This is a genomic window from Sphingopyxis microcysteis, from assembly GCF_012274265.1.
GTDB classification, from domain to species: Bacteria; Pseudomonadota; Alphaproteobacteria; order Sphingomonadales; family Sphingomonadaceae; genus Sphingopyxis; species Sphingopyxis microcysteis.
Genome location: NZ_JAANYY010000003.1, coordinates 341,221 through 366,294, shown reverse-complemented (window position 1 = coordinate 366,294; position 25,074 = coordinate 341,221). Strand labels below are relative to the sequence as shown.

Genomic DNA, 25,074 nt, shown 5'->3' with positions numbered 1-25,074 from the left:
GCGCGACCCCAAAATCTGCTTATCGGGAAGAAATTACCCATGACAAAAACTGCCTATCGGGCGGCGCCTTTGCTGGCGCTCGTCCTCTCGTTTGTCCCCACCGCGGCGCACGCCGCCGAGGCCGAAGCCGACGCCACCATCATCGTTACCGCCCCCGAACTGACCAATGAAGCCGAAGCCCGCGTCCAGAAGACCGCGGGCGGGGCCGATGTTGTCAGCCATCAGGATTATGCCGACAAGTCGATCGTCTCGCTGCGCGACACGCTCGCCTTTTCGCCCGGGGTCTATCTCCAGCCGCGCTATGGGCAGGAGGTGCGCATCTCGATCCGCGGATCGGGGCTGTCGCGCGGTTTCCATATGCGCGGGCTGACGTTGCTGCAGGACGGGGTGCCGATCAACCTTGCCGACGACAATGGCGATTTCCAGGAGCTTGAGCCGATCTTTTTCGACCATCTTGAGGTCTATCGCGGCGCCAATGCGCTGCGTTTCGGGTCGGGTACCTTGGGCGGCGCGGTCAATGGCGTGACGCCGACCGGGCGCACCGCCGAAGGCTTTTACCTGCGCGGCGATGTCGGCAGTTTCGACAGCTATCGCGGGCTGGTGTCGGCGGGCGTGGCGGGCGACCGCGTCGATGCCTGGGCGGCGGTTAGCGCCGACACGTCGAGCGGCGACCGCGACCATGTCAACCGGCGCAGTTTCCGCTTTCACGGCAATGTCGGGCTGAAGCTGAGCGACATTGTTTCGACGCGCTTCTATGCCAGCTACAACGACATCAAGCAGGAAATCCCGGGCGCGCTGACCTTCGATCAGGCGCTGATCACGCCGCGCGTCGCGAGCGCCGCGGCGGTGGCGGGCGATCAGGCGCGCGACATCGTGTCGCTGCGATTGCAGAACCGCACGTCTTTCGATTGGGGCGCGTTCCGGGTCGACCTCGGCGGGTTCGTCAACGCCAAGTCGCTGTATCACCCGATCTTTCAGGTGATCGATCAGGACTCGCTCGACCTCGGCGGCTTCTTCCGCGCCGACTATGCGAGCGGGCCGATCGAGGTGACGCTGGGCGGCGAACTGCGGCGCGGCAGCACCGACGCGCGCCAGTTCGTCAATATCGCCGGGCGGCGCGGCGCGCTGGTGTTCGATGCCGACCAGACCGCGCGCACCGCCAACATCTACGGCGAGGTGCGGGTGCGGCCGGTGGAGCAGCTGACCTTGATCGCGGGCGGCGTCTATGCCGACGGCTTCCGCAAGCGGCGGGTCAATGTCTCAACGTCGCGTGACGGGCGGATCGATTTCGACGCCTTTTCGCCCAAGTTCGGCGTGCTGTTTGAACCGAGCGAAGATGTACAATTCTTCGCCAACTACAGCCGCTCGGCCGAATTTCCGGGCTTTGGCGAAGTGTTCCAGACGATCGGTACCCCGCCGGTCAGCCAGGTCGTCTCGACGATCCGCCCGCAGCGGGCGTGGACGGTCGAGGTCGGGACGCGCGGCAAGGCCGGGATCGTCCGCTGGGATCTGGCGCTCTACCGTTCGACGCTGAAGGGCGAATTGCTGCAATTCACGACCAATGTCAGCATCCCTGCGGCGACCTTCAACGCCGACCGGACGCTGCACCAAGGGGTCGAAGCGGCGTTGGAAATTGCGCCGACCGACTGGCTGCGGCTGCGGCAGGTTTATACCTACAGCGACTTCCGGTTCCGGGGTGACGCTGCCTATGGCAACAACCGGCTGCCGGTGGTGCCGAAGCATGTTTATCGGGCCGAGGCGCGGATCGGTAGCGACGCGCTGCATATCGCGCCGAATGTCGAGTGGGTGCCCGATGGTCCGTTCGCGGATTATCGCAACCTCGTCCAGACACCTGGCTATGCCCTACTGGGCGTGACCGGTGGGGCGCGGATCGCCGAAGGGATCGACGCGTTCGTCGATGTCCGCAACATCACCGGCAAGAAGGCGATCGGCGATATCAGCGCGGCGATCACGGTGACCGCGGCATCGGCGGTCTACTATCCGGTCGAGCGCCGCGCGGTGTCCGCCGGCATTCGCGCGCGCTTCTAAAGGGAGGGACAGGGGATGACCGACATCAACCGGATTCCGCTCTATCGCACGATCTGGCGCTGGCATTTTTATGCCGGGCTGTTGGTCATCCCCTTCATCCTGCTGCTGTCGGTGACGGGGGCGGCCTATTTGTTCAAGCCTGAGCTCGACCGGTGGCAGGAGCGAGAATGGCGCGGCCTGCCGGTCGCCGAGCGGATCGATGCCGATGCGCAGGTGGCGGCGGCGCTCGCCGCCTTTCCGGGCGCGAGCTTTCACTATTACCGCGTGCCAGAGGCGCCGGGCGATGCAGCGATCGTCCATGTCGGGCTGCCAAGCGGCACGATGCGCGATGTGGCGGTGGCGCCGCGGGGAGAGGTGATCGGATCGGCCAATCCCGACGACCGGATTTCGGCGTGGCTGGCGAAAATCCACGGCAGCCTGCTGATCGGGCGCGCGGGCGGGATCATCGTCGAGCTGGCGGCGAGCTGGGCGATCGTGATGATCCTGACCGGCCTGTACCTGTGGTGGCCGCGCGGGCGCGGGGGGGCAGGGGTCGTGTGGCCGCGCCTGTCGCTCGGCGGCCGCACCGCGCTGCGCGACCTGCACGCCGTGACCGGGTTCTGGGTGTCGGGGCTGGCGCTGGTGTTGCTACTCACCGCCTTGCCGTGGACCGATGTCTGGGCGCAGGGCTTTCGCGCCGTGCGTGCCGAAATGGGGTGGGTGCAGGGCGCGCAGGACTGGAAAAGCGGCGGTGACGCCAGTCATCATGCCGCGCATGACCACAGTGCGATGGCAAAAGCGATGCCCGCGCCAGCCGCGGTCGGCGATGCGCCGCGCGTCCCGCTCGACCGCATCGTCCTGCGCGCGCAAAACGAAAATCTGCCCGCGCCGGTGATTATCCAGCCGCCGGGCGCGCCGAACATGTTCGGGCCGCCCAATGGCGATACATGGACGCTGACCACCCAGACGCAGAACCGCCCGCAGGTGCGCAAGGTGAGCTATGACGTCGTCACCGGGATCGAGGTGTCGCGCAGCGGCTTTGCCGACAAACATGTCATCGACCGCATCGTCGGCATCGGCATCGCCTGGCATGAAGGCGCGTTGTTCGGGATCGTCAGCGAGCTGATCGGCGTCCTCACCGCGCTGATGCTGATGACGCTAGCGGTGTCGGGTTTCCTGATGTGGCGCCGCCGCAAGCCCAACGACGCGCTGGGCGCCCCGCCGCTGCCACGCGACCCGGCGAAGCTCAAAGGCGTGGCTGCGATCATCCTGTTGCTCGCCGCGCTGCTGCCGTTGCTCGCCGCGTCGCTAATCTTGCTATGGGTCGTCGATCGGCTGTTGCTCCCGCGCCTGCCGCGCGCCGCGCGCTGGCTCGGAGTCGCGGTCTAGGTTGTTGCCGCCGCCGTCCCCGGCGCCGACGGCACGGCGCCGGGGATGTGTGCGTTCATGTCCTTATTCTCGGGAAAGATCGGCCACAGGAGCTGCTGCCCCAGCGTCGCTGGCGGCAGATTTTCGACGCCATAGCTCGCCGGATAGTGCCGCGTGATCTTCGCGGTGCCGAACAGCACATCCCAGAAGAATAGCAGGTTTCCGAAATTGCCCTTGTAGTTCACCGCCGGATCATCGGCGTGGCGGCCGTGGTGCGCGTGGTGCGTCGCGGGGGTGCTGATCGTGCGTTCGACCACCCACATCAGCGGCGACAGCGCCTTGATCCGGTAGAGCGGCGCATCCCACGCGACATCGCTGTGCGCGCCGATGATCACCGCCATCTTGACCACCAGATAACCCGCATAGAACCAGCCGAGCCCGAGATAGACGAGCACGCCCGCAAACCAGATGCTCGGCATCATCGCGTAATAGATGATGTTGTTCCGATAGACGAGCCGTACGCTCATATAGCGCGCATTATGGTGCGCGCGGTGGAGGTTGTAGAGCCACGCAAAGCTGTGGCTCGCGCGGTGCCACCAATATTGCATCATATCCTCGAACACGAGGAAGAGCGCGAGCGCGGCGAGGAAGGGCGCGTTCGCAAGCGCCCCCTCATATTGCGGAAAGAAACGGTGGCCGAGCGCGCCGACCACCAGCAGGATCGTCGGCTGGGTAACGATCAGCAGCATGAAGGTGCTGATGATTTCGATGATCCCGTCGTGGCGCGCCTGCTCGTCCTTCGCGAACAGGCGGGTGCGGATCAGCTCGATGAGGCAGAAGCCGAGAAAGATCGCCGCGACGATCGCGCTCGACTGGGCGGTGGTCAGATACATGTCGCGGCACTCCCATGGCCAGTGACAAGTCGTTGCTTGCCATGCCCCGCTGTTTGCCACAGTGTCGCGCCTCGAAATGCAAAGAACTTATCAATTTGCGATGGCCGAACGCTCGACGCTGTCGCCGCGCGAACTGGCGCAGCTGACGGCGCGCGCGCGGGTGCGCGATTTCGCCGACGGCCAGTTTATCCAGTATCAGGGCGATCCGGGTCAGGAATTCTGGGCAGTGGTCGAGGGCCATGTCACCGTCGGGCGCTTTGCAGCTGACGGCGGATTTACGCATTTCGGCGTGCTCGGCGCGGGCGACCTGTTCGGCGAGCTAGCCTTTTTCACGGGAGTGCCGCGTCAAGTCGATGCGCTCGCCAGCGGTCCGGCGCGGCTGGTGGCGATCGACCGCTCCTTGCTGCGCCAGCTGATGGCCGCCGACGTTGGCTGGGCCGAGCTGTTGCTGCGGAGCCTGTCGCGTCAGCTTGCGGCGACGCTCGACACGATCGACGCCGAGCGGCGGCTGTCGACCCCCGACCGCCTGCTCGGCCTGCTGCGCACGATGGCGCGCGAAAGCGCCGGGGGCGAGCGGGTGACCGCGACGCAGCAGCAGCTTGCGGATCTGCTCGGCGTTTCGCGGGTGACGCTGGGTGCGGCGCTACGTATATTGGCCGGGGCCGGGGAGGTCGAACGCGGCTATGGCCAGATCCGGCTGCTGCGGCCCGGTCGAGACGGTTTCATTTGAAACTTTTTCATGCTAGATGATTCCCATGAAAGACGGCTTTACCCATGTCCACGAAACGCCGCCGCCGGGTGCCGCGGCCGACTGGACAATTTCGCAAAATTGGGACGCCTTTACCGCCGACGAACATGCGATGTGGGACAAGCTGTTCGCACGCCAGTCGGCGATGCTGCCGGGGCGCGCGTCGGAGGCGTTTCTGCGCGGGATCGACGTGCTGCGGCTCGAAAAGCCGGGGATTCCCGATTATCGCGAGCTCAACGCGCGGTTGATGGATGCGACGGGGTGGCAGGTGGTCGCGGTGCCGGGGCTGGTTCCCGACGACGTCTTTTTCGACCATCTGGCCAACCGGCGTTTCCCGGCGGGCAATTTCATCCGCACGCCCGAGCAGCTCGATTACCTTCAGGAACCCGACGTGTTCCACGACGTGTTCGGCCATGTCCCGATGCTCGCCGACCCGGTGTTCGCCGATTATATGGTCGCTTATGGCGAGGGTGGGCTGCGCAGCCTGAAGTTCGATGCGCTGAAACAGTTGGCGCGGCTTTACTGGTACACGGTCGAGTTCGGGCTGATCCGCGAGGCGGGCGGTCTGCGCATCTATGGCGCCGGGATCGTCTCCTCCTATGCCGAAAGCGTGTTCGCGCTCGACAGCGACAGCCCCAATCGCATCGGTTTCGACCTCGCGCGCGTGATGCTCACGGACTATCGGATCGACGATTTCCAGCAGAATTATTTCGTCATCGACAGCCTCGATCAGCTGCTTGATACGACGGTGAACACCGATTTTGCGCCGCTCTACGCCGCGAATGACGCGCTGCCGCCGATCGCGATTGCCGACATCCTGCCGGGTGATGCGGTGATCACGCGCGGTACGCAGGAATATGCTTTAGGCAAGCAAATCGCCTGAACCCGTTTGTGTCGAGCGAAGTCGAGACACTCCGAAGTCTTGCGCCACTCATGCGTGTCTCGACTTCGCTCGACACGAACGGAAAATTCGCGATCTGCTCACCAGCTGCCGAAACTCGCGTCCGCCGGGTCGGCGCGGTGGAAGGCGCGTTCCTTGCGGCGCCAGCCGTAGCGGCGGCGCTTGACGAGGAGCAGGCACGGCCATTCGGCGCTGCCGCCGCGCGCGGCGAGGCGGAAACCCTGCGCGCGATAGGCAGCCAGCACCGGTTCCATCTGGCGCGCGATCAGCCCGGCGAGGATCGCATGACCGCCGGGGGCGGTGGCGACGCCGATGTCGGGGGCGAGGGTGATCAGCGGCCCCGCGAGGATGTTGGCGATCACGAGATCATAAGGCCCGCGGTGACGGATCGCTGGATGGTCGGTTCCCGGCGCGACCGCGAGCGCCAGCCTCCCGCCACCGCGTCCCAAGGGGACGCCGTTGATGCCGGCATTGTCGCGGGTCACAAAGATGCTCGCCGGATCGATATCCGAAGCGATCGCCCGCGCGCGCGGCCACAGCGCCATCGCCGCAAAGGCCAGCAGCCCGGTGCCGGTGCCGATGTCGGCGATATTGCGCGGGCTGGCGCCCTGCCGCGCGAGATGGTCGAGCATGGCGAGGCAGCCCGCGGTCGTGTCGTGGCCGCCGGTGCCGAACGCTTGGCTCGCGTCGATCAGAAAGGGCGTGGTGCCGGGCGGAATGCGGTCGGCGTAGCTGCTCGTATGGACGAAAAAGCGCCCCGCCTGCACCGGTTCGAGCCCCTGCTGCGACAGTGTGACCCAATCCTCCTCGGGCAATTGTTCGGCGGTGGGCTTCACTCCCTTAGCGCTTGGCACGAGCGACTGGAGCAGTCTCAGCAACGCCGCGTCGGGCTTGTCATCGACATAGGCGTCGAGCTGCCACAGCCCCTTATCCTCGTCGATTTCGCGCGTGACGACGACGGGCGCCTCGGGCAGCGCATCGAGTTCAGGAATTTCGCCCGACAGCGCCTCGGCCTCGGCGCGGGTGCAGGGGAGGGAGACGATCCAGCTCATCGCTCAGCGCACATAGCTGGCGCCGTTGACGTCGAGCACGGCGCCGGTCATCGACGCGGGGGCATCGAGCGCGCACCAGCGCGCCATTTCGGCGACCTCCTCCGGCATTGCGACGCGGCCGAGCGGAATGTCGGCGAGCAGCGCGTCACCGTCGCGGCTGGCGAGATAATCGTCCGCCATGCCGGTCATGGTGAAGCCCGGGCAAATCGCAAAGGCGAGGATGCCCTCTGCGGCATAGGCGCGCGCGATCGTCTTGGTCATCGCGACCATTCCGGCCTTCGACGCGGCATAATGCCAGTGCGCGGGGCTGTCGCCGCGGTGCGCGGCGCGGCTGGCGATATTGACGATGCGGCCTGTCGCCTGGCGCGCCTGCCAGTGGAGGACAGCGCGGCGGCAGAGGTCTGCACTGGCCGTCAGATTGACCTGGAGCGTGCGGTTCCAGCTGGCGAGCCAGACGGCATCGTCGTCATCGAGCGGGCTGGCCTCAAAGATTCCGGCGTTGTTGACCAGCACATCGATGCGGCCATCGAGTTGGTCGATACTTTGTTGCCACAGACGGGCCGGGACTGCCGGGTCCCCAATGTCGCCATCGGCGCTCGACAGCGCGACCGTCCTGGTGGCGTCCGAGGTCAGCGCGGCGGCGATCGCGGCGCCGATGCCGCGGCTGGCGCCGGTGATCAGGATGTGGGTTTGCATGGAGCGGCTTTAGCGATGCAATGGCGGCAGTCCAACCGCCAAACCGCGACCAATAGCGTCAGGACTTTCCTCGTTCCGTTCGTGTCGAGCGAAGTCGGGACACGTTGCGTTTGTGCATGGCCTCGCGTGTCTCGACTTCGCTCGACACGAACGGATCAAATTTGTGCCCTTACGCCACCCGGCGGCTGAACTCGCTCGCGGCCTGTTCCAACTGCTGCAACCGCCCGCCCATCTTGCCAAATTCCTGGCTGAGCACGCTGATTTCGTTCGCGACCATCCCCGAATCGTTGCGGATGCTGGCGATCGTCGACGACATGCTGTCGGCGGCAAGCGCGGTTTCATCGACCGCGGCGGTGATCGAGGTGACGGTCTGCGCCTGCGCGTCCATCGCGTCGCGGATGCGCTGCGCCGAGCGCTGGACCTCGACGATCGTCTGCTGGATCGACTGGTTGGCGCTCACCGATCCGCGCGTCGCCTGCTGGATCGCGGTGATCTTGCCCGCGATATCGTCGGTCGCGCGTGCGGTTTCATTGGCGAGGCTTTTGACTTCCTGCGCGACGACGGCAAAGCCGCGGCCCGATTCGCCGGCGCGCGCCGCCTCGATCGTGGCGTTGAGCGCGAGCAAATTGGTCTGGCCCGCGATCTCGCGGATCAGTCCCAAGATGGACTCGATCGATTCGGCGTGGTGCGACAGCGTTTCGGACATCGCGACGGCTTCGCCCGCCTGTTCCGAAGCGCGCGTGGCGACGCTGGCCGATGCCTCGACCTCGCTGCGCGCATCTTCGATAGCACGGATCAGGCCCGCGGCGGTCGAAGCGGCTTCGCGCATCGCCATCGCCGATTGTTCGGACGCGGCGGCGACTTCGCTGGTCTTGGCGATCATGCCCTTGGCGGCCTGATCGGCGGAAGCGGCCTGCTTGGCCAATTGCTCGCGCACCCCGTCGGTGTCCTGCACCAGCGAGGCGATCGAGCGGTCAAAATCGCCCGCGAGCGTCTGGCGTTCGCTGGAAATCACCGCGCGGTCGAGCTTTTCGGCATAGCGCTGCATGATGTCGAATTCGAGCAGCGCCAGCCGGTTGATCGCGCTCGTCAGCCGCACGAGTCGCGGCGCATCGTCGATGCAGGCAGCGACAACATATTCGATCGTCAGCCGCTGGCTTTCGGCGATGCACGACATCACCGACGCGAGCGGCAGTTTGACCCGGCGCGCCATATGCGCGTTCTGGCAGGCGATCGTCGCCACTTCCTGTCCGGCGGCATCGGCATATTTGGTCTCGGTGTGGCGCGCGCTGCCGCGCACATAGGATTCGAGCAATTCGCCTTCGACCGCGCGTTCAACGCTGGGTAGCGCGTTGAACGCATCCCAATAGGCGCGCGCAATGGCGTCCTCGCGGCCGGTGATGATCGAATGAATCTCGGTGGCGTGCGCGGCAAGTTGACCGTCGAGGTCGTAATAGGGGAAGCGGTCGGCCATCGAAATCGGGTCGATTTGCTGCTTATGAATCGGATTATCCTTCACCATGATCCTGCTTCCCTGATCGATCCCGACGCGCGAGTCTGCCGCCCGCCTGTCGTCCGCAAAACATAGGACCGGGCTATGCGGTGCTTTTGGTAAATTGCGCGTTAACCAGCGCTGCGATTTTCGCGGCTAGTACGCTTCGCTGGCAGGGACGGGATATCCCTCGAACGCCTTGATCGTGCGGAGTGCGAAGGCGCTGTGCATCGCGGCGACCCCGGGCAGGCGCGACAGACAGTGGCGGTGAAGCCGGTCGAAATCGGCGACGTTGCGCGCCGCGACGCGCAGTCGGTAGTCGGAGGCACCCGAAAGCAGCTGGCATTCGAGGATCTCGTCGAAGCTTTTGACCGCGCTTTCGAACGCGGTCAGCGCCTCTTCGCTTTGCGAGGTCAGGCTGATGTCGACGAACACGTCAAGCCCCAGGCCGATGCGATCGGGGGCGAGGCGCGCGGTATAGCCGGTGATGATGCCCGCCGCCTCCAGCGCGCGGATGCGGCGGTGGCACGCCGACGCCGACAGTCCGACCGCTTCGCCCAGTTCGGCGGCGGGGCGCGGCCCCCCGCGTTGCAGCATGTCGAGAAGCTTGCGGTCGATTCGATCAATCATTGTGCGTCCTTGATCAGTTTGGCGCGTGATTTGTGCGCGTTTGTCGCGAAACCAGCGACGATATGCAAGCACCTCGCGCCCCAAAACTGCTATTAGGCAGGCCATGAACGACGCGGCGCCGGACCAGCGCGACCGGCGGCGAACCAATGGAGAGCGACAATGATCATCGGCACCCCCAAGGAAATCAAGAATCACGAATATCGCGTCGGGCTGACTCCCGAAAGCGCCCGCGAACTCAGCGCGCACGGCCACCGCGTGCTGGTGCAGACCGGCGCCGGCGAAGGCATCGGGGCGCACGACCGTTTCTATGTCGAAGCGGGCGCCGAAATCGTCCGGACCGCCGAGGAAATTTTCGCGACCGCCGACATGGTGGTGAAGGTCAAGGAACCGCAGTCCGGCGAGCGCGCGATGCTGCGCGAAGGGCAGATCCTGTACACCTATCTCCACCTCGCGCCAGATCCCGACCAGACGCGCGATCTGATGAAATCGGGTGCGGTGTGCATCGCTTATGAAACCGTGACCAGCCCGCACGGCGGCCTGCCGCTGCTGAAGCCGATGAGCCAGGTTGCAGGGCGCATGTCGATTCAGGCCGGCGCGACCGCACTGGAAAAGGCGCATGGCGGCCGCGGCGTGCTTTTGGGCGGCGTTCCCGGCGTTGCGCCGGGCAAGGTGTGCGTGATCGGCGGCGGCGTCGTCGGTTTCAACGCGGCGCAGATGGCGGCGGGCCTCGGCGCCGACGTCACCATCCTCGACCGCGACCCCGAAGTGCTCGAACGCGTCGGCACCTTCTTTGAATCGCGTGCCAAGACGCGCTTTTCGAACCGCGCCAACCTCGCCGAATGCGTCGCCGAGGCCGACCTGGTCATCGGTGCGGTGCTGATCCCGGGCGCCGAAGCGCCCAAGCTCGTCACCCGCGACATGCTGGCGACGATGCAGGCAGGCTCGGTGCTCGTCGACGTCGCGATCGACCAGGGCGGCTGCTTCGAAACGAGCCACGCGACGACGCACGCCGAACCGACCTATGTCGTCGATGGCATCGTCCACTATGCGGTCGCCAACATGCCGGGTGCGGTCGCACGCACCAGCACCTATGCGCTGAATAACGTGACACTGCCGCACGCGCTGCGCATCGCCGACCTGGGGTGGAAGGAAGCACTGAAGCGCGACGTGCATCTTGCGCAGGGTCTGAACGTCTGGAATGGTAAGGTGACGTTCGAAGCCGTAGCGGAAGCGATCGGAACCGATTATGTGCCTGTTGAGCAGGCACTCGCCTGATAACAAGGACATAGGTGCAAGAATGACCGACCAGACTCCCCCGCCGCCGCACGACGACGCACCCGAGGAAAATGAAGTGCTGCGCGCCGCGCGCGAACAGCGCCAGCAGAAAGAAGCCGCCGACGCCGCCGAAGCCGCGGCAAAGGGCGGCAAGCGCGGCTGGAAAACGGCCGCGGCGGCGGGGCTGGGGATCGGGTCGGCGGCGGTGATCGCGGCGCTGCTTTACGCGAACCGCGACAAGATCAAGTAAGGCGGCGAAACCACCGATTGGGGGTGGGGAGGTGCCACCACGGCAACGTCGCCCCCGCGCAGGCGGGGGCCGCTAGCTGTCCATTCCTGCGCTGCTGAGTAAACCGACAGCGGCCCCCGCCAGCGTGGGGGCGACCGCTAGGGTCTGTCCTGCTCAGGCTGAATCAAGTCACCGTATCCCTGAGCTTGTCGAAGGGCGCTTCTCGCCGAGAAGCGCCCTTCGACAAGCTCAGGGCTACAGATCAGTTTGAACAGGACAGAATCTAGCACCGGTCGTTTCGGTCTAATGCGCGCTCAATTTCACGCGCCGCTATCTTGCCCTATTCCCGCGCGGCATCGCGGCGCGCGTCGAGCTCGGCGACCGCCGCGTCATAATCTTTCTGGAAACAGTCGCCCGCCTCCTTGCTGAAGGCCCGATTGATCGCGGCGCGTTCGCTTCGCGGAGGCTTGCTGGCGGCGGTGGCGTCCATCCGGGGCTTGAGGCTCGTCATGCACCGCGCCATCGCGCGGCAGGCGATGGCGTCGATCTCGGGATCGCCGCTGCTCTTGCGGGTCCGGCAGCCATATCCTTTGCCGCTCATCCGCATCGTTCCGCGCCATTCCTTTAACCGCTTGCGCGCGGTCACGACGATTTCGCCAGCGTCGACTTGCGCCGGAGCGGCGGAGAATGCGGCCAGCCAAGCAGCCGCCAGCGTGGCGATCACGATCGGACTCCCTTAGCTTCTGGTGCGCGACCCGGCGCTCATCCGCTACCTTATCGCCTAAGGGTTTCAGGGCAAGCGTGGGGCCGCGACGGCGCCGTCAAACGCGCGCGGGAATTTGACGGGTACCGACCCTAAGCAATTGCATATCGCGCGCGCCGCGCTAAACCGGCGCGCATCGACCGAACAGAGTCAGGAACGGGGCTGATATGGCTGGAAACGAACCGAACGCGCGCCCGCGCGCACCGCATTTGCAGGTGTATAAATGGGGGCCGCATATGGCGGTGTCGATCCTGCACCGCGCGAGCGGTGACGGGCTGGCTATCGTCGGCGCGGGGCTGTTCCTGTGGTGGCTGGGCGCGATCGCGGCGGGGCCGGAGGCTTATGCGGCGTTCGTTGCGTGCATCTGGCATGATCCCAGCCCCGAAATCAGCCTGTTTCACCAGATCACCAATATTCTGGGCAAGATCGTCCTTGTCGGGTTGACCTGGGCATTTTTCCAGCACCTGTTTTCGGGGCTGCGCCACTTCGTTCTGGACACTGGCGCGGGCTATGAACTCAAATCGAACAAGCTGTGGTCGACCGTCGTGATCGCCGCGGGCGTATTCGCGACCGCCGCGACCTGGCTCTATATCATGGCGGAGGCACTCTGATGGGCGACGGCACGCATCTCGGAAAGGTCCGCGGGCTTGGCTCGTCGGGGCACGGGTCGCAGCACTGGCTGCAACAGCGGCTGACCGCACTCGGTAACATCCTGCTCGTCAGCTTCCTGTTCGTGTCGCTGATCCGCCTGCCGCTCGGCGATCATGCCGCGGTGCTGCGCTGGGCGTCGGACCCGATGGTCGCGCTGGCGCTGATCCTGATGGTCGTCAGCGTATTCTGGCATCTGCGGCTGGGGCTGCAGGTGCTGATCGAGGATTATGTCCACGGGCCGATGCTGCTGCTGGCGCTCGTCCTGCTCAATTTCTACGCCATCGGCGGCGGCGCCTACGGGATCTTCACGATCGCCCGGATCGCGCTTGCGCCCGTGACGGCCGGCCCGGGGGGCATGTGAGATGACCGACGCTTACAAGATTATCGACCATATCTATGACACCGTCGTCGTCGGCGCCGGGGGTTCGGGCCTGCGCGCCACGATGGGCTCGGCGGAAGCGGGGCTGAAGACTGCGTGCATCACCAAGGTGTTCCCGACGCGCAGCCACACGGTGGCGGCGCAGGGCGGCATCGCGGCCAGTCTGGGCAATAATTCGCCCGACCACTGGACCTGGCACATGTACGACACGGTCAAGGGGTCGGACTGGCTCGGCGATCAGGATGCGATCGAATATATGGTCCGCGAGGCACCCGCCGCGGTGTACGAGCTGGAACATGCCGGCGTGCCGTTCAGCCGCAATGCCGATGGCACCATCTATCAGCGTCCGTTCGGTGGCCATATGCAGAATATGGGCGAAGGCCCGCCGGTGCAGCGCACTGCCGCGGCTGCTGACCGTACGGGCCATGCGATGCTGCACGCGTTGTATCAGCAGTCGCTGAAATATGACGCCGACTTCTTTATCGAATATTTCGCGCTCGACCTGATCATGGAAGACGGCCCCGACGGCAAGGTTTGCCGCGGCGTCATCGCCTTGTGTATGGACGACGGCAGCATCCACCGCTTCCGCAGCCAGGCCGTCGTGCTCGCAACCGGTGGTTATGGCCGCAGCTATTTCACCGCGACCTCGGCGCATACCTGCACCGGCGACGGCGGCGGCATGGTGCTGCGCGCCGGGCTGCCGCTGCAGGACATGGAATTCGTCCAGTTCCACCCGACCGGCATTTATGGTGCCGGCGTGCTGATCACCGAAGGCGCGCGCGGCGAGGGTGGGTATCTCACCAATTCCGAAGGCGAGCGGTTCATGGAACGCTATGCCCCGTCGGCGAAGGATCTGGCGTCGCGTGACGTCGTGTCGCGTTCGATGGCGCTCGAAATCCGCGAAGGCCGCGGCGTCGGGCCGCACGCCGACCATATCTTCCTGCACCTCGATCATATCGATCCCGCGGTGCTGGCCGAGCGGCTGCCCGGGATTACCGAAAGCGGCAAGGTGTTCGCGGGCGTCGACCTGACTCGCCAGCCGCTGCCGGTCGTGCCGACGGTCCATTACAATATGGGCGGCATCCCCTGTAACTATCATGGCGAAGTCGTCACGCTCGGCAAGGACGGCCCCGACACCGTCGTCCCCGGCCTGTTCGCGGTCGGCGAGGCGGCGTGCGTGTCGGTGCATGGCGCGAACCGCCTCGGGTCGAACAGCCTGATCGACCTCGTCGTCTTTGGCCGCGCCACCGGGCATCGCCTCCGCGACATCATCAAGCCCGGCGCGGCGCAGCAGCCGCTACCCGCCGACAGCGCCGACCTGGCACTCGGCCGCCTCGACCATTTCCGCTATGCCAAGGGTGGGTCGCCGACCGCCGAAATCCGCACCGAAATGCAGCGCGCCATGTCGGCGCACGCCGCGGTGTTCCGTACCGACGAGCTGATGGCCGAGGGCAAGGAAAAGCTGACCAAAACCTATCAGCGGATGAACGACATCGGCGTCACCGACCGCAGCCTGATCTGGAACACCGACCTTGTCGAAACGCTCGAGCTCGATAATCTGATCAGCCAGGCGACGGTGACGATGCACTCGGCGCACAACCGCAAGGAAAGCCGCGGCGCCCATGCGCACGAAGATTTCCCGAACCGCGACGACGCGAACTGGATGAAGCACACCGTGGCGTGGTTCGACGGTTGGGGCGGCAAGGGCGGCGGCGTCCGCCTCGATTACCGCCCGGTCCACGAATATACGCTGTCGGACGACGTCGAGTATATCAAGCCGAAGGCGCGGGTTTATTGAGGCAACCGGAAACTGCCGACGAAGAATGGCGACGTCTTCTAAAGGGAGGCTTCGCTTTCGAGACTGCGCCATTTGCCGTTCATCCGAAAGACAGTCGCCGTGCAGAGCGTATGTTTTTTGTCGCTGCCAGAGCAGGGGCTGATAAGTCAGATATTCTATGCGCGGCCGCTGATCATTTGCGCGATCATGGGGTCAATGAGAACGGTTTGACGATACAGCTCGCTGGCGTTGAACGGTTTCTCGACCGCTACAAGATTATTGGGAAAGCGCGCAGTTCCTGGTTGGTTTTTTGGAACGGAACCGATTGTCCTGTCGCAGATTTTACCAACAATCTTGTTGTGGCATTAGACCCTAGGACATCGGAACAGAAGATTCTTGATTTTTTGGAGCTTCACTATCGGGCTGTTGAGTATAGCTCGCGGGAATTATTATACTATTCAACAAGAAAGAAGAAGAGTCCCTATAGGGCATCTGCTGTGTTGACCTCCGATCACCGTCTAATCGCCTACACTTGTGGTCATAATCCTTGGTTGGAAGCAAGGTTTTGTAAAAACATCGTTGTTTTCGACGTTGAGGGCGAAAAACAGAAAGTGACGTGGTCCACCGACTCTCGATCGCCCGGGTAGTCAACGCGCCCCAGCTGCTGGATCTGCAATTCATTGATCTGTCAAATGCCTGACGGCATCGCGGCGCTCGTGCATCACGCGAACGACGTCGACTTTGTCGTCGTCGATCAGGAAGAAGATGAGGTGATGCCCGCTGCGCATTCGTCGTAAACCCGGATAGGCTGCTGTTTCTTCCGGATAGCGCAGGCCGTCGATGGTGAGACGTTCGATCGCCTTGCGAATATCGCCAATATAGCGACGGGCCTGATCGCGGCCCCATTGTTCGGTAGTGTAATCGGCGGCGTCTTCGATATCTGCCGCGGCCTCGGGGCGGATGACGATGCTACGCATCGTTTTCGGGGCCGAACTTTCGCTCCATGAATTCATCCCAGTCGAATGGCTGCGGAGGGCCGCTATCGATGCCTTTTTGAATTTCGCGCCGAAGCGCCTCTACCCGATCATCATAGGCAATATAACGCCGCATCGCTTCGCGGACGACTTCGCTCGTCGTCGCGAACTCGCCCGATTCGACCTTACGCTTGGCGAATTGGATGAAGGGTTCGCCCAAGGCGACCGAGGTGTTCTTGATTGCCATGGCCTGAGGTTACCAAAATTTGGTAACGCAGTCTAGAACCAGCTATCGAACAGGTTGACGTCCGAGAAGGGCCGGTCGACGTCCTGACCCATGATCCACAGTTTCTGGCACGCGATGCTGAAAAAGATCAGCGCGATCGTCCAGACGATGAAGGTCTTGCGGGCTTGCCAGCGGCGTTCGGCCTCGGCCGCCTTGGCGCGGGCCTTGTAATCGATGCCCAGTTCGCCCTCGAACTCGGCGACCAGCTGCGCGCGGCGGGTGCGCGAAATATTCGCGATGCTCGCGTTACTTTCGTCAGCCTTTACGCGGCGAGTCGCCATGGTTGTACCCTGACCAAGATAGTCCTGTGGTCAGTCATAGGGCACAGCCCCTGCGAAACCGTTAATTCGCCCCGATCAATCAGGCGCGATAGCGATCAGTTTGATCCGTGCCGTCGCCCCGCGCAGCAGGGTCAGGTCGCGGCGCGGGCGGCCGAGCGCCGCAGCGAGCAGGCCGATGACCGCCTCGTTCGCGGCACCGTCGGCAGGGGGTGCCGTGACGCGCAGGCGAACGGTGGGTCCGTCGATCGTCACGTCGTCGCGTCCGGCGCCCGGCGTCACTCGCACCTCCAGCCGTCCCGTCGGCGCCGCGAGAGCGCGCAGCGCCGCCGTCAGCGCGGGATCGGGCCGATATTTCAGATCGTGATGACCAGCTTGCCGACCGCGCTGCGGTCGCCGAGCTTGGCAATCGCCTGGCCGCCGTCGGCGAGGGGATAGGTGCCGGTCACGCGCGGCTTGATCTTGCCCTGTTCCCACAGCTGGAACAGGCGCGCGACATGCGCGCGGTTGCGTTCGGGCTCGCGCGCGACAAAGGCGCCCCAGAACACCCCGGCGACGTCGCAGCTTTTGAGCAGCGTCAGGTTGAGCGGCAGGCGCGGAATGCCGGCGGGGAAGCCGACGACAAGATAACGGCCTTCCCACGCGATCGAACGCAGCGCGGGTTCGGCATAGTCGCCGCCGACGGCATCATAGATGACATTGGCGCCGCCCGGTCCGACGGCTTCCTTGAACTTGTTCGCGAGCTCCTTCGACTGGTCCTTGTCGAACGGCTGACGGCCGTAGATGACGACCTCATCGGCGCCCGCCTGCCGCGCGATTTCGGCCTTTTCTTCGCTCGACACGCCCGCGACGACGCGCGCGCCGAACGCCTTGCCCAGCTCGACTGCCGCGATGCCGACGCCGCCCGATGCGCCAAGCACGAGCAAAGTGTCGCCTTCCTGGATGTGGCCGCGATCGACCAGCGCGTGGATGCTGGTGCCATAGGTCATCAGCAGCGAGGCGCCCTCGGCGAAGTCATGGCCTTCGGGCAGGTGATAGACATTGTGGACACCGACCGCGACGGCTTCGGCCATGCCGCCATTGCCGCAGCCCGCGATGACGCGGTCGCCGACCTTGAACCCGGTCACGCCTTCGCCGATTTCGGCCACCAGGCCCGCAACCTCACCGCCGGGCGCGAAGGGGCGCGCAGGTTTGAACTGATATTTATCCTCGATGATCAAAGTGTCGGGGAAATTGACCGCGCAGGCCTTGACGTCGATGACGATCTGGCCGGCGCCTGCGGTCGGCCGCGGCAGTTCGCCGAGCGCCAGCGTTTCGGGGCCGCCGGTGGCGGTCGACAAGAGAGCCTTCATCATCTTCTCCTCATGGTGTCGCGGGGATCAGCCAGGGCTGGTCCGTCGCCATTTTTTTCTCATGTGCGGCGATCGCCGTTTCGCTTTTTTCGGTCAGTGAAATCTCATCGAGCCCATTCAGCAGGCACATCTTGCGGAACGGGTCGATGTCGAAGCGGAAGCGGTCCTGAAACGGCGTCGTCACCGTCTGGGTGTCGAGATCGACATGGATCGGATCGGTCGCCGCTACCTCCATCAACCGGTCGATCGCCGTTTGCGGCAGCACCACGGGCAGGATGCCGTTCTTGACCGCATTGCCCGAAAAAATGTCCGAATAGCTCGGCGCGATCACAACGCGGATGCCAAGGTCGCCGAGCGCCCAGGCGGCATGTTCGCGGCTCGACCCGCAACCGAAATTGTCGCCCGCGATCAGGATCGGCGCGCCCGCAAATTCGGGGTTGTCGAACAGATTGTCGGGGTCGGCGCGCAGCGTCTCGAACGCGCCCCGGCCCAGCCCTTCGCGGCTGATCGTTTTCAGCCATTTGGCCGGAATGATGACGTCGGTATCGACATTCTTCAGCCCGAACGGGATCGCGCGGCCCTCGACTTTTTCGATCGGGGCCATGCTATTCGGCGGCCTTGGGGAAAACGGGCAGCTTGCCGACATCGCGCGGTTCGTGCTGGATGATCACCGTTGCCTTCAGATTTTTGGCAAGCGCCTTGAAGCGGTCGAACGACGCCAACGTGTCGGCGCGGTTGGTGTTAAAGGTCGGCACGCCTTCGCTGTCGTAATTTTCCTGAAAATGCGCCTGATCGCCCGTGAGCAGCACCGGCCCCATTCCCGCCAGTTTTACCAGCAAGCTGTGGTGACCCGGAGTATGGCCGGGCATGTCGAGCATCACGACGCTGCCGTCACCAAAAATGTCCTGATCGCGCGCCACCGGCTCGACCTTGCCGCCACCGCTGATCCAGTGCGTGAAAGGGGTCGGATTGACAAATGCGGGTGGTGGGTTCTGGGTAAGCAAATCCCAATCGTGCTTGCCGATGTATAGCTTTGCGCCGGGGAAATCGGGAAGCTGGGCGATATGGTCGAAATGGAAATGGCTGATACCGACGACGTCGATGTCGCCCGGCGTGATGCCAAGTTCGGCCAGCTGTTCGACGAGGGTGTGGTTAACTGACGCCGACATGTCGCCCGTCGCGGTGAACGCCGCGCCCTTCAGCGCCGAAGGCAGGCCCAGATCCCATAGCATCAGCTGATCGCCGTGGCGGATCAGGTAGCAGCCGACGGTCAGGTCGCGGCTTTGCCCTGGATAGGCTTGGGTGTCCGAGAAGGCATTGAGCCGGTTGACGCGCACCGTGCCGCAATCGAGCCGGGTCAGGCTCACCTTCGCAGCGGCGGGCTTGTCCTGCGCCAGGGCGGGCGTCGCCAGCGCCAATGCCGCTGCGGCCGATGCAATCGCTTTCCAGATCATGCCAATCCGCTCCTTCTTTTCACGTTCAGTCGATCAGTTCGCGCACGTCGGTGAGCCGCCCGGTGACCGCCGCCGCCGCCGCCATTGCGGGCGATACCAGATGGGTGCGGCTGCCCGGACCCTGGCGACCAACGAAATTTCGGTTGCTGGTGCTGGCGCAGCGTTCGCCCGCGGGCACCTTGTCGGGGTTCATGCCGAGACAGGCAGAACAGCCGGGCTCGCGCCACTCCAGCCCCGCGTCGGTGAAGATGCGATCGAGCCCCTCGGCCTCGGCCTGCGCCTTCACCAGCCCCGATCCGGGGACGACGATCGCCCATTTGACCCCCGCCGCCTTGTGGCGCCCTTTCAGCACGGCGGCGGCGGCGCGCAGATCCTCGATGCGGCTGTTGGTGCAGCTGCCGATAAAGATATTCTCGATCGCGACATCCTGCATCCGGGTGCCGGGCTCGAGGCCCATATAGGCGAGCGATTTCGCCGCCGCCGCCTGCTTCGACGGATCGGCGAAGCTGTCGGGCGCGGGAACGGTGCCGGTGATCGGCACCACGTCTTCGGGGCTGGTACCCCAAGTGACGCTGGGCGCGATGTCGGCGGCATCGATGACGACGGTCTTGTCATAGGTTGCGCCCAGATCGGTCGCGAGGCTGGTCCAATAGGCGACCGCCGCGTCCCAATCGGCGCCCTTCGGTGCATAGGGCCGGCCCTTCAGATAGGCGAAGGTCACGTCGTCGGGCGCGATCAGCCCGGCGCGCGCGCCGCCCTCGATCGCCATATTGCTGACCGTCAGGCGGCCCTCGACGCTGAGCGCGCGGATCGCACTGCCGGTATATTCGATGACATGACCGGTGCCGCCTGCAGCGCCGATGACCCCGGTGATGTGGAGGATGATGTCCTTGGCGGTCACGCCCGGGCCGACTTCGCCCTCGACGCGCACTTCCATGGTTTTCGCGGGCTGGAGCAGCAGGGTTTGCGTCGCCAGCACATGCTCGACCTCGCTGGTGCCGATGCCGAAGGCGAGCGCCCCGATGCCGCCGTGGCACGCGGTGTGACTATCACCGCAGACGATCGTTGTGCCGGGCAGCGAGAACCCCTGTTCGGGGCCGACGACATGGACGATCCCCTGTTCGGGCGCAACCGCGTCGATGTAGCGGATGCCGAATGCGGGGGCGTTGGTTTCCAGCGCCGCAAGCTGCGCCGCGCTTTCGGCGTCAGCGATGGGCAGGCGCTGGCCCGCGGCATCTTTGCGCGGGGTGGTCGGCAGATTGTGGTCCGGCACCGCCAGCGTCAGGTCGGGGCGGCGCACCGTGCGCCCGCTGGCGCGTAGCCCGGCAAACGCCTGCGGGCTGGTGACTTCATGGACGAGATGGCGGTCGATGAAGATCAGGCAGGTACCGTCGGGGCGCTGTTCGACAACATGAGCGTCCCAGATTTTCTCATACAGGGTGCGGGGCCGAGTCATGCGGTTGCCTTAGATCAGCGGCACAACTTTGCAAGCTGGTGGCGATAAGAAACGCAATTTTCGGTCGTCCCTCGTCGCCCCGACCGACACTCTTTTGTCGTCATCCCGGCGAAGGCCGGGATCTCTCCCTCACGGATAGACGGGGGGGCGAGATCCCGGCCTTCGCCGGGATGACAGGCAGAGGCGAGAGAACAGGGAACGGAGTAGCGTGACCGGCTGGGCATGCCTATATTCATCCCATGTTGCTCCCAGCCATCCTCGCACTCATCCTCGCCACCGTCGTCGCCATGGAATTCATCGCGTGGGCATCCCACAAATATATCATGCACGGTTTTGGCTGGGCCTGGCACCGCGACCATCACGAACCGCATGACAAGATCTTCGAGAAAAACGATCTTTTTGGACTGTTCGGTGCAGCACTGAGCATTTCGATGTTCGCGGTGGGCAGCCCGATGATCATGGGCGCCGATGCTTGGGAACCGGGGACGTGGATCGGGCTGGGGGTGCTGATTTACGGCATCATCTATACCGTCGTCCACGACGGGCTGGTCCATCAGCGCTATTTCCGCTGGGTGCCGCGGCGCGGCTATGCCAAGCGGCTGGTGCAGGCGCACAAGCTGCACCATGCGACGATCGGTAAGGAGGGCGGGGTCAGCTTTGGTTTCGTCTTTGCGCGCGATCCGGCGAAGTTGAAGGCGGAGCTGAAGGTGCAGCGCGAAGCCGGGATTGCGGTCGTGCGCGAGGCGCTGGTGGATTGACCGTCGCCCCCCGCGAAGGCGGGGGCCGCTGGCCGCCTGATACCTCTTCGCCGCGTAAACCGCTGGCGGCCCCCGCCTTCGCGGGGGGCGACGGGGCTTCTAACCCGTCCGGTAATCCGCGGTAATCGCGCCGCACGCGCGCAATTCTTCCTCATGCCCCACCTCGCGCCAGCTTTCGGCGAGCGCTTGCCTTTCCCATTCCAGCATCGCGGGGTGCGCCAGAATCTGATCGACCCACGCCTGCCCGGCGCCGACGTCGAGGCCATAGGTGCGGATACGGAACGCGACCGGCGCAAAAAAGGCGTCGGCCGCGGTGAAATCCGGCCCGGCGAGCCAGGGACCGCCAAACTTCGTCAGCCCCTCCTCGAACAGCTCGCGGATCCGCGCGACATTGGCCTGAAGCGCCTCGGACATCGGCTTGGGCGTCACGCGGACCCCTACGTTCATCGTGCAATCGTTACGCAGCGCCGCAAAGCCGCTGTGCATTTCGGCCGTGGCGCATTGTGCCCAGGCGCGCGCGTCGGGGTCGGTCGGCCACACCCCCGCGTGCCGGTCGGCGAGATAGAGGGTGATGCCGAGCGAGTCATATACGGTGCGCCCTTCGTGGAGCAGCGCAGGCACTTGTCCGGTCGGCGAGAAGCTGCGGAAATCCTCGTAATTGGCAGGCTTTGTGAACGGCTCCACCCGGTCGCGAAACGCGATGCCGAGCGCGGTCATCAGCACCCACGGACGCAGCGACCAGCTGGAATAATTGCGGTTCGCGGTGATCAACTCGTACATGCTTCGCGCTCCTGACGGACGATGGGGGAGGTGTAGGCCGGGTCGTGTGCGATGGGCAGCGGTCCCCCCTTGGCGAGTGCCGTCAGCACGCTGCCAAAATCGGTCCGCGCCCGCCAGCCGAACCGACGTTCGGCGCGCGACGGGTCGTAAACGCGCTCGATCCGGTCGGGGAGCACCCAGCCCGCGTGCGCATAAAGCCGGGGGGCGTCGGGATAATAGCGCGCGATGACCGCGGGCGCGTCGCGGGCGAGTTCGGCGGCGTCCTCGCGCCCGAACGGCGGCGGCGCAGAGAGGATGAAGGTGTCGCAGCCGATCGTTGGCGCGGCTTCCAGTGCGGCAAGATGCGCGGCCGCCGCATCTTGCACCGTCAGGCGGCGGTGGAGCAATTCGTTCGCCTTGAGGTTAGGTCCGCTCGGCACTGCATGGGTGTCGTCATCCTCGGGAAAGAAGCGGCCGGTGCGCAGGATCGCGACATTGATACCATGCTCCCGGTGGACAAGGCGGCAGGCCTGCTCGGCGGCGAGCTTGGTGATGCCATAGATATTGCGCGGCTCCAGCGGACCGAAATCCTCGTCCATCCACCACGCGCCCGCGTCGCCCGCACGCGCGCGGACGTCGGCGCGTACCATCAGCGAGGTGGTCGAGGTGAACAGGAAGCGATCATTGCCCGCTGCGACCGCGGCTTCGATCAGGTTCAGCGTACCGGTCACATTGACGTCGATAAAGGCTTGCCGCGGATAGCGGACGATGTCGGGTTTGTGCAGCGCACCGCCGTGGATGATCGCTTCGATGCCATGCTCGCCCATCGTCCGGTCGATCAGCGCGCGGTCGGCGACGGTGCCGATTACCTGCGTGTGGGCGCCGGGAACGACATCGATGCCAGTAACTTCATACCCACTCTGGCTGAGCAACGGAGCAAGATAGCGCCCGAGCCAGCCTGATGATCCGGTCAGCAGCAGGCGCATCGATGATTCTCCTCTGGCTCCTGGACGCGCGCTTTACTCAAGCAGCGGTCCGGAACGCAACCAAGTCGCGCGCTTCAGCCTTTCACAGCCGCGACAGCCGGGGTCCGGGCCGCGGCGATGCCCGGCGCGGGCGGTAGCTCGCTGAGATCCAGCCACCCCGCGTCGCCGCGCTTGTGATAGCTGTCGATCACCGTGAACGGGATGCGGAAGGGAAAGCCCCAGTCGCTGTTCCACATCGCGACGACGCCGGTCCGCGTCGCAGGTTCGAAAATCATCGTCGCGCGGTAACCCGCAACGGCGCCCGAATGGCCTTCGAGCCGGTGGCCGCCATAGCTGAAGCTGCGCCAGCCGAGCCCATAGGCGGCATCGCCCATCGCTTGGCGCAAATTACCCCCATAGAGTTTCGCGGTGCCGATGCGGGGGCGGTGGGCGAGCTGCAACACCGATTGCGGCAGCACGTCGGGGCGCGCGCCCATCATCGCCTGCATCCACTTGGCGAAATCGACGATGTCGCTTTCGACCCCGGCGGCGGCGGGAACGCGCCAATAGGCCTCCTTGACGGGGAGCACGCGATGGCCGCGATGCGGCTTGGCCCAGTCGGCAGCGCCGGTCAGTCGCTCCATTCCGAAACCCGCGCTGATCATGCCAAGCGGCAGGAAAAAGCGGTCCTCGACAGCATTGGTGAAGGGCTTGTCCGCCGCCGCGGTCAAAATCTCGGTCGCCGCGTCGAAAGCGATATTCTGATAGGTATGGCACGTGCCGGGGTCGCATTGCAGCGGCGCCGCAGCGAGGTCGGTGCGGATCTGCGCCGGGTTCTGCCCTTCCTCCAGCTTCTCGTCATAGGCATTTTTGGTGAGCCCGGTGCGCTGGGCGAGCAGGTCGTCCAAGGTTACCTGTGCCTCGGCGCCGCGGGGCAGGCGCAGCGACGTGCGCCAGTCCGCGATCGGGCGGTCGAGATCGAGGGTGCCGTCTTTCGCGAGCGCCGCCGCCATCACCCCGGTCGTGGTTTTCGAAACCGAAGCCCAGCGGAACAGCGTTTGCGCAGTCACCGGCGCCCCCGTTGATACGTCCGATACACCATAGGCGCGGACAAAGCGCAGCTCGCCGTCTTCGACGACTGCCACCGCCAGCCCTGCCATTTCGGGCCGCTGCGCAAGGTCGGTGAGCTGCCGGTCGAGCGCGCGATAGTCGATCCGCCCGCGCCACTGTGCGGGAGTTTGTGGCAGGTTTTCCGGCGCGGTCATCGGGATGGGAACGCTGGCGAGCGGCTGCTTCCCGCCGATCGCATGAATCCCGAACCAGCCCGAAAATCCCAATGCGGTCACCGCAATCAGGATCAGGATGACGCGCGACATGGAAACGGGTTTGAGCTGCGACCTCATAGTTGCCGCCGACTTAGCCGCTGCTGCCCCCGTCGTCACCCCCGGAGGGGCTCAGGCCGTCAGATAACGCCAGGCTTTGACCGTACCGATAGCATAGACTGTCCCATAGAGGAGAACGATCGCCGACGACCAGATCGCGAAAGCGTCGCTGTGTTGCGGCCGCCACAGATGGAGCGGCACAAAGACCAGACCGCGGATCAGGTAGATGGCGGTGATCGTCACCAGCCCGGTGCGCAGCAGCGGCAGGCGCGGGAGTGAGCCAGCGCCCGAAAAGGCGTAGGCAGCCCAGATCAGCAGCACTGCGCCGATCGCCAGGGTGATCAGCGTCGGGGTCCAGTCACCCCGCGCCGCCGCGCGCGCCATGCCCTCGCCCGCGCCAAAGAAACGATACCAGTCGGGGCCGCCAAAAATGCAGGCGATATGGAGCAGCGCCGCCACAACCGACAGCCCGCCCCCGATCAGCAGCCACGTCGAACCGGGGTTGGCGGCGACGTCAGACATGCGCGT

The 25,074-nt window shown here is 65.0% G+C and carries 29 protein-coding genes; 11 read left to right on the top strand and 18 right to left on the bottom strand.

All coding sequences use genetic code 11. The features are described 5' to 3' along the window. Nucleotides 1-39 precede the first annotated feature (39 nt). A complete protein-coding gene (locus G9408_RS09580) occupies nt 40-2,049 on the top strand; it encodes a TonB-dependent receptor family protein (protein WP_168453786.1) in 2,010 nt (669 codons plus the stop codon). A 15-nt stretch (nt 2,050-2,064) separates the two neighbouring features. Next, entirely contained in the window at nt 2,065-3,417 is a 1,353-nt protein-coding gene (locus G9408_RS09575) for a PepSY-associated TM helix domain-containing protein (RefSeq protein WP_168453785.1), read from the top strand. On the opposite strand, the gene G9408_RS09570 is transcribed toward G9408_RS09575, so the two are convergent. Continuing rightward, nucleotides 3,414-4,289 carry a sterol desaturase family protein gene (locus G9408_RS09570; protein WP_168453784.1) on the bottom strand — a complete coding sequence of 292 codons (876 nt, stop codon included), beginning with the start codon at nt 4,287-4,289 and terminating at the stop codon, nt 3,414-3,416. The two genes, G9408_RS09575 and G9408_RS09570, sit on opposite strands and share 4 nt — an antisense overlap. 100 nt (nt 4,290-4,389) lie before the next feature. Between G9408_RS09570 and G9408_RS09565 the strand changes: the two genes are divergently transcribed. Together G9408_RS09565 and phhA are read left to right on the top strand one after the other, a co-directional pair. Continuing rightward, entirely contained in the window at nt 4,390-5,019 is a 630-nt protein-coding gene (locus tag G9408_RS09565) for a Crp/Fnr family transcriptional regulator (RefSeq protein ID WP_168453783.1), read from the top strand. Between the two features lie 25 nt (nt 5,020-5,044). Then, complete coding sequence (gene phhA / locus G9408_RS09560) at nt 5,045-5,920, top strand: phenylalanine 4-monooxygenase (protein ID WP_168454095.1); 876 nt, start codon at nt 5,045-5,047, stop codon at nt 5,918-5,920. A 98-nt stretch (nt 5,921-6,018) separates the two neighbouring features. Here phhA and G9408_RS09555 read toward each other — a convergent pair whose 3' ends face one another. The 4 genes from G9408_RS09555 to G9408_RS09540 form a co-directional block, all read right to left on the bottom strand. After that, a complete protein-coding gene (locus G9408_RS09555; RefSeq protein ID WP_168453782.1) occupies nt 6,019-6,990 on the bottom strand; it encodes a 50S ribosomal protein L11 methyltransferase in 972 nt (323 codons plus the stop codon). A 3-nt stretch (nt 6,991-6,993) separates the two neighbouring features. After that, complete coding sequence (locus G9408_RS09550; RefSeq protein ID WP_168453781.1) at nt 6,994-7,686, bottom strand: SDR family NAD(P)-dependent oxidoreductase; 693 nt, start codon at nt 7,684-7,686, stop codon at nt 6,994-6,996. 169 nt (nt 7,687-7,855) lie between these two features. Next, entirely contained in the window at nt 7,856-9,208 is a 1,353-nt protein-coding gene (locus G9408_RS09545; protein WP_168453780.1) for a methyl-accepting chemotaxis protein, read from the bottom strand. A gap of 126 nt (nt 9,209-9,334) precedes the next feature. Continuing rightward, complete coding sequence (locus G9408_RS09540) at nt 9,335-9,808, bottom strand: Lrp/AsnC family transcriptional regulator (protein ID WP_210423305.1); 474 nt, start codon at nt 9,806-9,808, stop codon at nt 9,335-9,337. 159 nt (nt 9,809-9,967) lie between these two features. Between G9408_RS09540 and ald the strand changes: the two genes are divergently transcribed. Next, nucleotides 9,968-11,083, top strand: coding sequence for an alanine dehydrogenase (gene ald / locus G9408_RS09535; protein ID WP_168453779.1), 1,116 nt, complete (start codon nt 9,968-9,970; stop codon nt 11,081-11,083). 22 nt (nt 11,084-11,105) lie between these two features. Beyond that, nucleotides 11,106-11,333, top strand: a complete 228-nt coding sequence (locus G9408_RS09530; RefSeq protein WP_137870819.1) for a hypothetical protein — start codon at nt 11,106-11,108, stop codon at nt 11,331-11,333. Nucleotides 11,334-11,652: 319 nt separating this feature from the next. Here G9408_RS09530 and G9408_RS09525 read toward each other — a convergent pair whose 3' ends face one another. Further along, a complete protein-coding gene (locus G9408_RS09525; RefSeq protein ID WP_168453778.1) occupies nt 11,653-12,036 on the bottom strand; it encodes a hypothetical protein in 384 nt (127 codons plus the stop codon). A gap of 206 nt (nt 12,037-12,242) precedes the next feature. On the opposite strand from G9408_RS09525, the gene sdhC reads away from it, so the two are divergent. The 4 genes from sdhC to G9408_RS09505 are packed head-to-tail and all read left to right on the top strand — an operon-like array spanning nt 12,243 to nt 15,529. Next, the gene (gene sdhC, locus G9408_RS09520) at nt 12,243-12,686 is read left to right on the top strand and encodes a succinate dehydrogenase, cytochrome b556 subunit (RefSeq protein WP_168453777.1); all 444 of its coding nucleotides are present in this window, start codon (nt 12,243-12,245) and stop codon (nt 12,684-12,686) included. Then, nucleotides 12,686-13,087 (top strand): succinate dehydrogenase, hydrophobic membrane anchor protein, encoded by a 402-nt coding sequence (gene sdhD, locus G9408_RS09515; RefSeq protein WP_168453776.1) that lies wholly within the window; start codon nt 12,686-12,688, stop codon nt 13,085-13,087. Before sdhC ends, sdhD begins: the two co-directional genes overlap by 1 nt. 1 nt (nt 13,088) lies before the next feature. Further along, a complete protein-coding gene (gene sdhA / locus G9408_RS09510; RefSeq protein ID WP_168453775.1) occupies nt 13,089-14,903 on the top strand; it encodes a succinate dehydrogenase flavoprotein subunit in 1,815 nt (604 codons plus the stop codon). Beyond that, nucleotides 14,900-15,529, top strand: a complete 630-nt coding sequence (locus tag G9408_RS09505) for a hypothetical protein (RefSeq protein ID WP_168453774.1) — start codon at nt 14,900-14,902, stop codon at nt 15,527-15,529. Before sdhA ends, G9408_RS09505 begins: the two co-directional genes overlap by 4 nt. Nucleotides 15,530-15,559: 30 nt before the next feature. Here G9408_RS09505 and G9408_RS09500 read toward each other — a convergent pair whose 3' ends face one another. The 8 genes from G9408_RS09500 to leuC form a co-directional block, all read right to left on the bottom strand. Beyond that, nucleotides 15,560-15,859 carry a type II toxin-antitoxin system RelE/ParE family toxin gene (locus G9408_RS09500; protein WP_168453773.1) on the bottom strand — a complete coding sequence of 100 codons (300 nt, stop codon included), beginning with the start codon at nt 15,857-15,859 and terminating at the stop codon, nt 15,560-15,562. Continuing rightward, nucleotides 15,852-16,103: a type II toxin-antitoxin system ParD family antitoxin gene (locus tag G9408_RS09495; protein WP_168453772.1), complete on the bottom strand. Its 252-nt coding sequence runs from the start codon at nt 16,101-16,103 to the stop codon at nt 15,852-15,854. The genes G9408_RS09500 and G9408_RS09495 overlap by 8 nt, the downstream gene beginning before the upstream one ends. Nucleotides 16,104-16,135: 32 nt before the next feature. Continuing rightward, nucleotides 16,136-16,423, bottom strand: a complete 288-nt coding sequence (locus G9408_RS09490; RefSeq protein ID WP_168453771.1) for a hypothetical protein — start codon at nt 16,421-16,423, stop codon at nt 16,136-16,138. A 75-nt stretch (nt 16,424-16,498) separates the two neighbouring features. Continuing rightward, nucleotides 16,499-16,708: a DUF167 domain-containing protein gene (locus G9408_RS09485; protein WP_328804426.1), complete on the bottom strand. Its 210-nt coding sequence runs from the start codon at nt 16,706-16,708 to the stop codon at nt 16,499-16,501. A gap of 68 nt (nt 16,709-16,776) precedes the next feature. Beyond that, nucleotides 16,777-17,772, bottom strand: a complete 996-nt coding sequence (locus tag G9408_RS09480) for an NADPH:quinone oxidoreductase family protein (RefSeq protein WP_168453769.1) — start codon at nt 17,770-17,772, stop codon at nt 16,777-16,779. Nucleotides 17,773-17,782: 10 nt separating this feature from the next. Beyond that, on the bottom strand, nt 17,783-18,376 hold the full coding sequence (gene leuD / locus G9408_RS09475; protein ID WP_168453768.1) for a 3-isopropylmalate dehydratase small subunit: 594 nt from the start codon (nt 18,374-18,376) through the stop codon (nt 17,783-17,785). Nucleotide 18,377: 1 nt separating this feature from the next. Then, nucleotides 18,378-19,226, bottom strand: coding sequence for an N-acyl homoserine lactonase family protein (locus G9408_RS09470; protein ID WP_168453767.1), 849 nt, complete (start codon nt 19,224-19,226; stop codon nt 18,378-18,380). Between the two features lie 25 nt (nt 19,227-19,251). Beyond that, a complete protein-coding gene (leuC, locus tag G9408_RS09465) occupies nt 19,252-20,682 on the bottom strand; it encodes a 3-isopropylmalate dehydratase large subunit (protein ID WP_168453766.1) in 1,431 nt (476 codons plus the stop codon). A gap of 239 nt (nt 20,683-20,921) precedes the next feature. Between leuC and G9408_RS09460 the strand changes: the two genes are divergently transcribed. Next, nucleotides 20,922-21,440, top strand: coding sequence for a sterol desaturase family protein (locus G9408_RS09460; protein WP_168453765.1), 519 nt, complete (start codon nt 20,922-20,924; stop codon nt 21,438-21,440). 99 nt (nt 21,441-21,539) lie between these two features. On the opposite strand, the gene G9408_RS09455 is transcribed toward G9408_RS09460, so the two are convergent. The 4 genes from G9408_RS09455 to G9408_RS09440 all read right to left on the bottom strand — a co-directional run bounded on the left by G9408_RS09455 (nt 21,540) and on the right by G9408_RS09440 (nt 25,068). Continuing rightward, the gene (locus tag G9408_RS09455) at nt 21,540-22,220 is read right to left on the bottom strand and encodes a glutathione S-transferase family protein (protein ID WP_168453764.1); all 681 of its coding nucleotides are present in this window, start codon (nt 22,218-22,220) and stop codon (nt 21,540-21,542) included. After that, nucleotides 22,208-23,185: an NAD-dependent epimerase/dehydratase family protein gene (locus tag G9408_RS09450; protein WP_168453763.1), complete on the bottom strand. Its 978-nt coding sequence runs from the start codon at nt 23,183-23,185 to the stop codon at nt 22,208-22,210. Before G9408_RS09450 ends, G9408_RS09455 begins: the two co-directional genes overlap by 13 nt. Nucleotides 23,186-23,259: 74 nt before the next feature. Beyond that, nucleotides 23,260-24,540 carry a serine hydrolase domain-containing protein gene (locus G9408_RS09445; protein ID WP_168453762.1) on the bottom strand — a complete coding sequence of 427 codons (1,281 nt, stop codon included), beginning with the start codon at nt 24,538-24,540 and terminating at the stop codon, nt 23,260-23,262. Between the two features lie 78 nt (nt 24,541-24,618). Next, on the bottom strand, nt 24,619-25,068 hold the full coding sequence (locus G9408_RS09440) for a hypothetical protein (protein WP_168453761.1): 450 nt from the start codon (nt 25,066-25,068) through the stop codon (nt 24,619-24,621). Nucleotides 25,069-25,074: the final 6 nt, after the last annotated feature.

Coding starts and splice junctions, on each gene's coding strand:
- G9408_RS09565 (WP_168453783.1), top strand. CDS start 4,390: ATGGCCGAACGCTCGACGCTGTCGCCGCGCGAACTGGCGCAGCTGACG.
- G9408_RS09500 (WP_168453773.1), bottom strand. CDS start 15,859: ATGCGTAGCATCGTCATCCGCCCCGAGGCCGCGGCAGATATCGAAGAC.
- sdhA (WP_168453775.1), top strand. CDS start 13,089: ATGACCGACGCTTACAAGATTATCGACCATATCTATGACACCGTCGTC.
- ald (WP_168453779.1), top strand. CDS start 9,968: ATGATCATCGGCACCCCCAAGGAAATCAAGAATCACGAATATCGCGTC.
- sdhC (WP_168453777.1), top strand. CDS start 12,243: ATGGCTGGAAACGAACCGAACGCGCGCCCGCGCGCACCGCATTTGCAG.
- G9408_RS09575 (WP_168453785.1), top strand. CDS start 2,065: ATGACCGACATCAACCGGATTCCGCTCTATCGCACGATCTGGCGCTGG.
- phhA (WP_168454095.1), top strand. CDS start 5,045: ATGAAAGACGGCTTTACCCATGTCCACGAAACGCCGCCGCCGGGTGCC.
- G9408_RS09495 (WP_168453772.1), bottom strand. CDS start 16,103: ATGGCAATCAAGAACACCTCGGTCGCCTTGGGCGAACCCTTCATCCAA.
- G9408_RS09455 (WP_168453764.1), bottom strand. CDS start 22,220: ATGTACGAGTTGATCACCGCGAACCGCAATTATTCCAGCTGGTCGCTG.
- sdhD (WP_168453776.1), top strand. CDS start 12,686: ATGGGCGACGGCACGCATCTCGGAAAGGTCCGCGGGCTTGGCTCGTCG.
- G9408_RS09570 (WP_168453784.1), bottom strand. CDS start 4,289: ATGTATCTGACCACCGCCCAGTCGAGCGCGATCGTCGCGGCGATCTTT.
- G9408_RS09445 (WP_168453762.1), bottom strand. CDS start 24,540: ATGTCGCGCGTCATCCTGATCCTGATTGCGGTGACCGCATTGGGATTT.
- G9408_RS09550 (WP_168453781.1), bottom strand. CDS start 7,686: ATGCAAACCCACATCCTGATCACCGGCGCCAGCCGCGGCATCGGCGCC.
- G9408_RS09490 (WP_168453771.1), bottom strand. CDS start 16,423: ATGGCGACTCGCCGCGTAAAGGCTGACGAAAGTAACGCGAGCATCGCG.
- G9408_RS09460 (WP_168453765.1), top strand. CDS start 20,922: ATGTTGCTCCCAGCCATCCTCGCACTCATCCTCGCCACCGTCGTCGCC.
- G9408_RS09580 (WP_168453786.1), top strand. CDS start 40: ATGACAAAAACTGCCTATCGGGCGGCGCCTTTGCTGGCGCTCGTCCTC.
- G9408_RS09440 (WP_168453761.1), bottom strand. CDS start 25,068: ATGTCTGACGTCGCCGCCAACCCCGGTTCGACGTGGCTGCTGATCGGG.
- G9408_RS09540 (WP_210423305.1), bottom strand. CDS start 9,808: ATGATTGATCGAATCGACCGCAAGCTTCTCGACATGCTGCAACGCGGG.
- G9408_RS09545 (WP_168453780.1), bottom strand. CDS start 9,208: ATGGTGAAGGATAATCCGATTCATAAGCAGCAAATCGACCCGATTTCG.
- G9408_RS09530 (WP_137870819.1), top strand. CDS start 11,106: ATGACCGACCAGACTCCCCCGCCGCCGCACGACGACGCACCCGAGGAA.
- leuC (WP_168453766.1), bottom strand. CDS start 20,682: ATGACTCGGCCCCGCACCCTGTATGAGAAAATCTGGGACGCTCATGTT.
- G9408_RS09555 (WP_168453782.1), bottom strand. CDS start 6,990: ATGAGCTGGATCGTCTCCCTCCCCTGCACCCGCGCCGAGGCCGAGGCG.
- G9408_RS09450 (WP_168453763.1), bottom strand. CDS start 23,185: ATGCGCCTGCTGCTGACCGGATCATCAGGCTGGCTCGGGCGCTATCTT.
- G9408_RS09480 (WP_168453769.1), bottom strand. CDS start 17,772: ATGAAGGCTCTCTTGTCGACCGCCACCGGCGGCCCCGAAACGCTGGCG.
- leuD (WP_168453768.1), bottom strand. CDS start 18,376: ATGGCCCCGATCGAAAAAGTCGAGGGCCGCGCGATCCCGTTCGGGCTG.
- G9408_RS09470 (WP_168453767.1), bottom strand. CDS start 19,226: ATGATCTGGAAAGCGATTGCATCGGCCGCAGCGGCATTGGCGCTGGCG.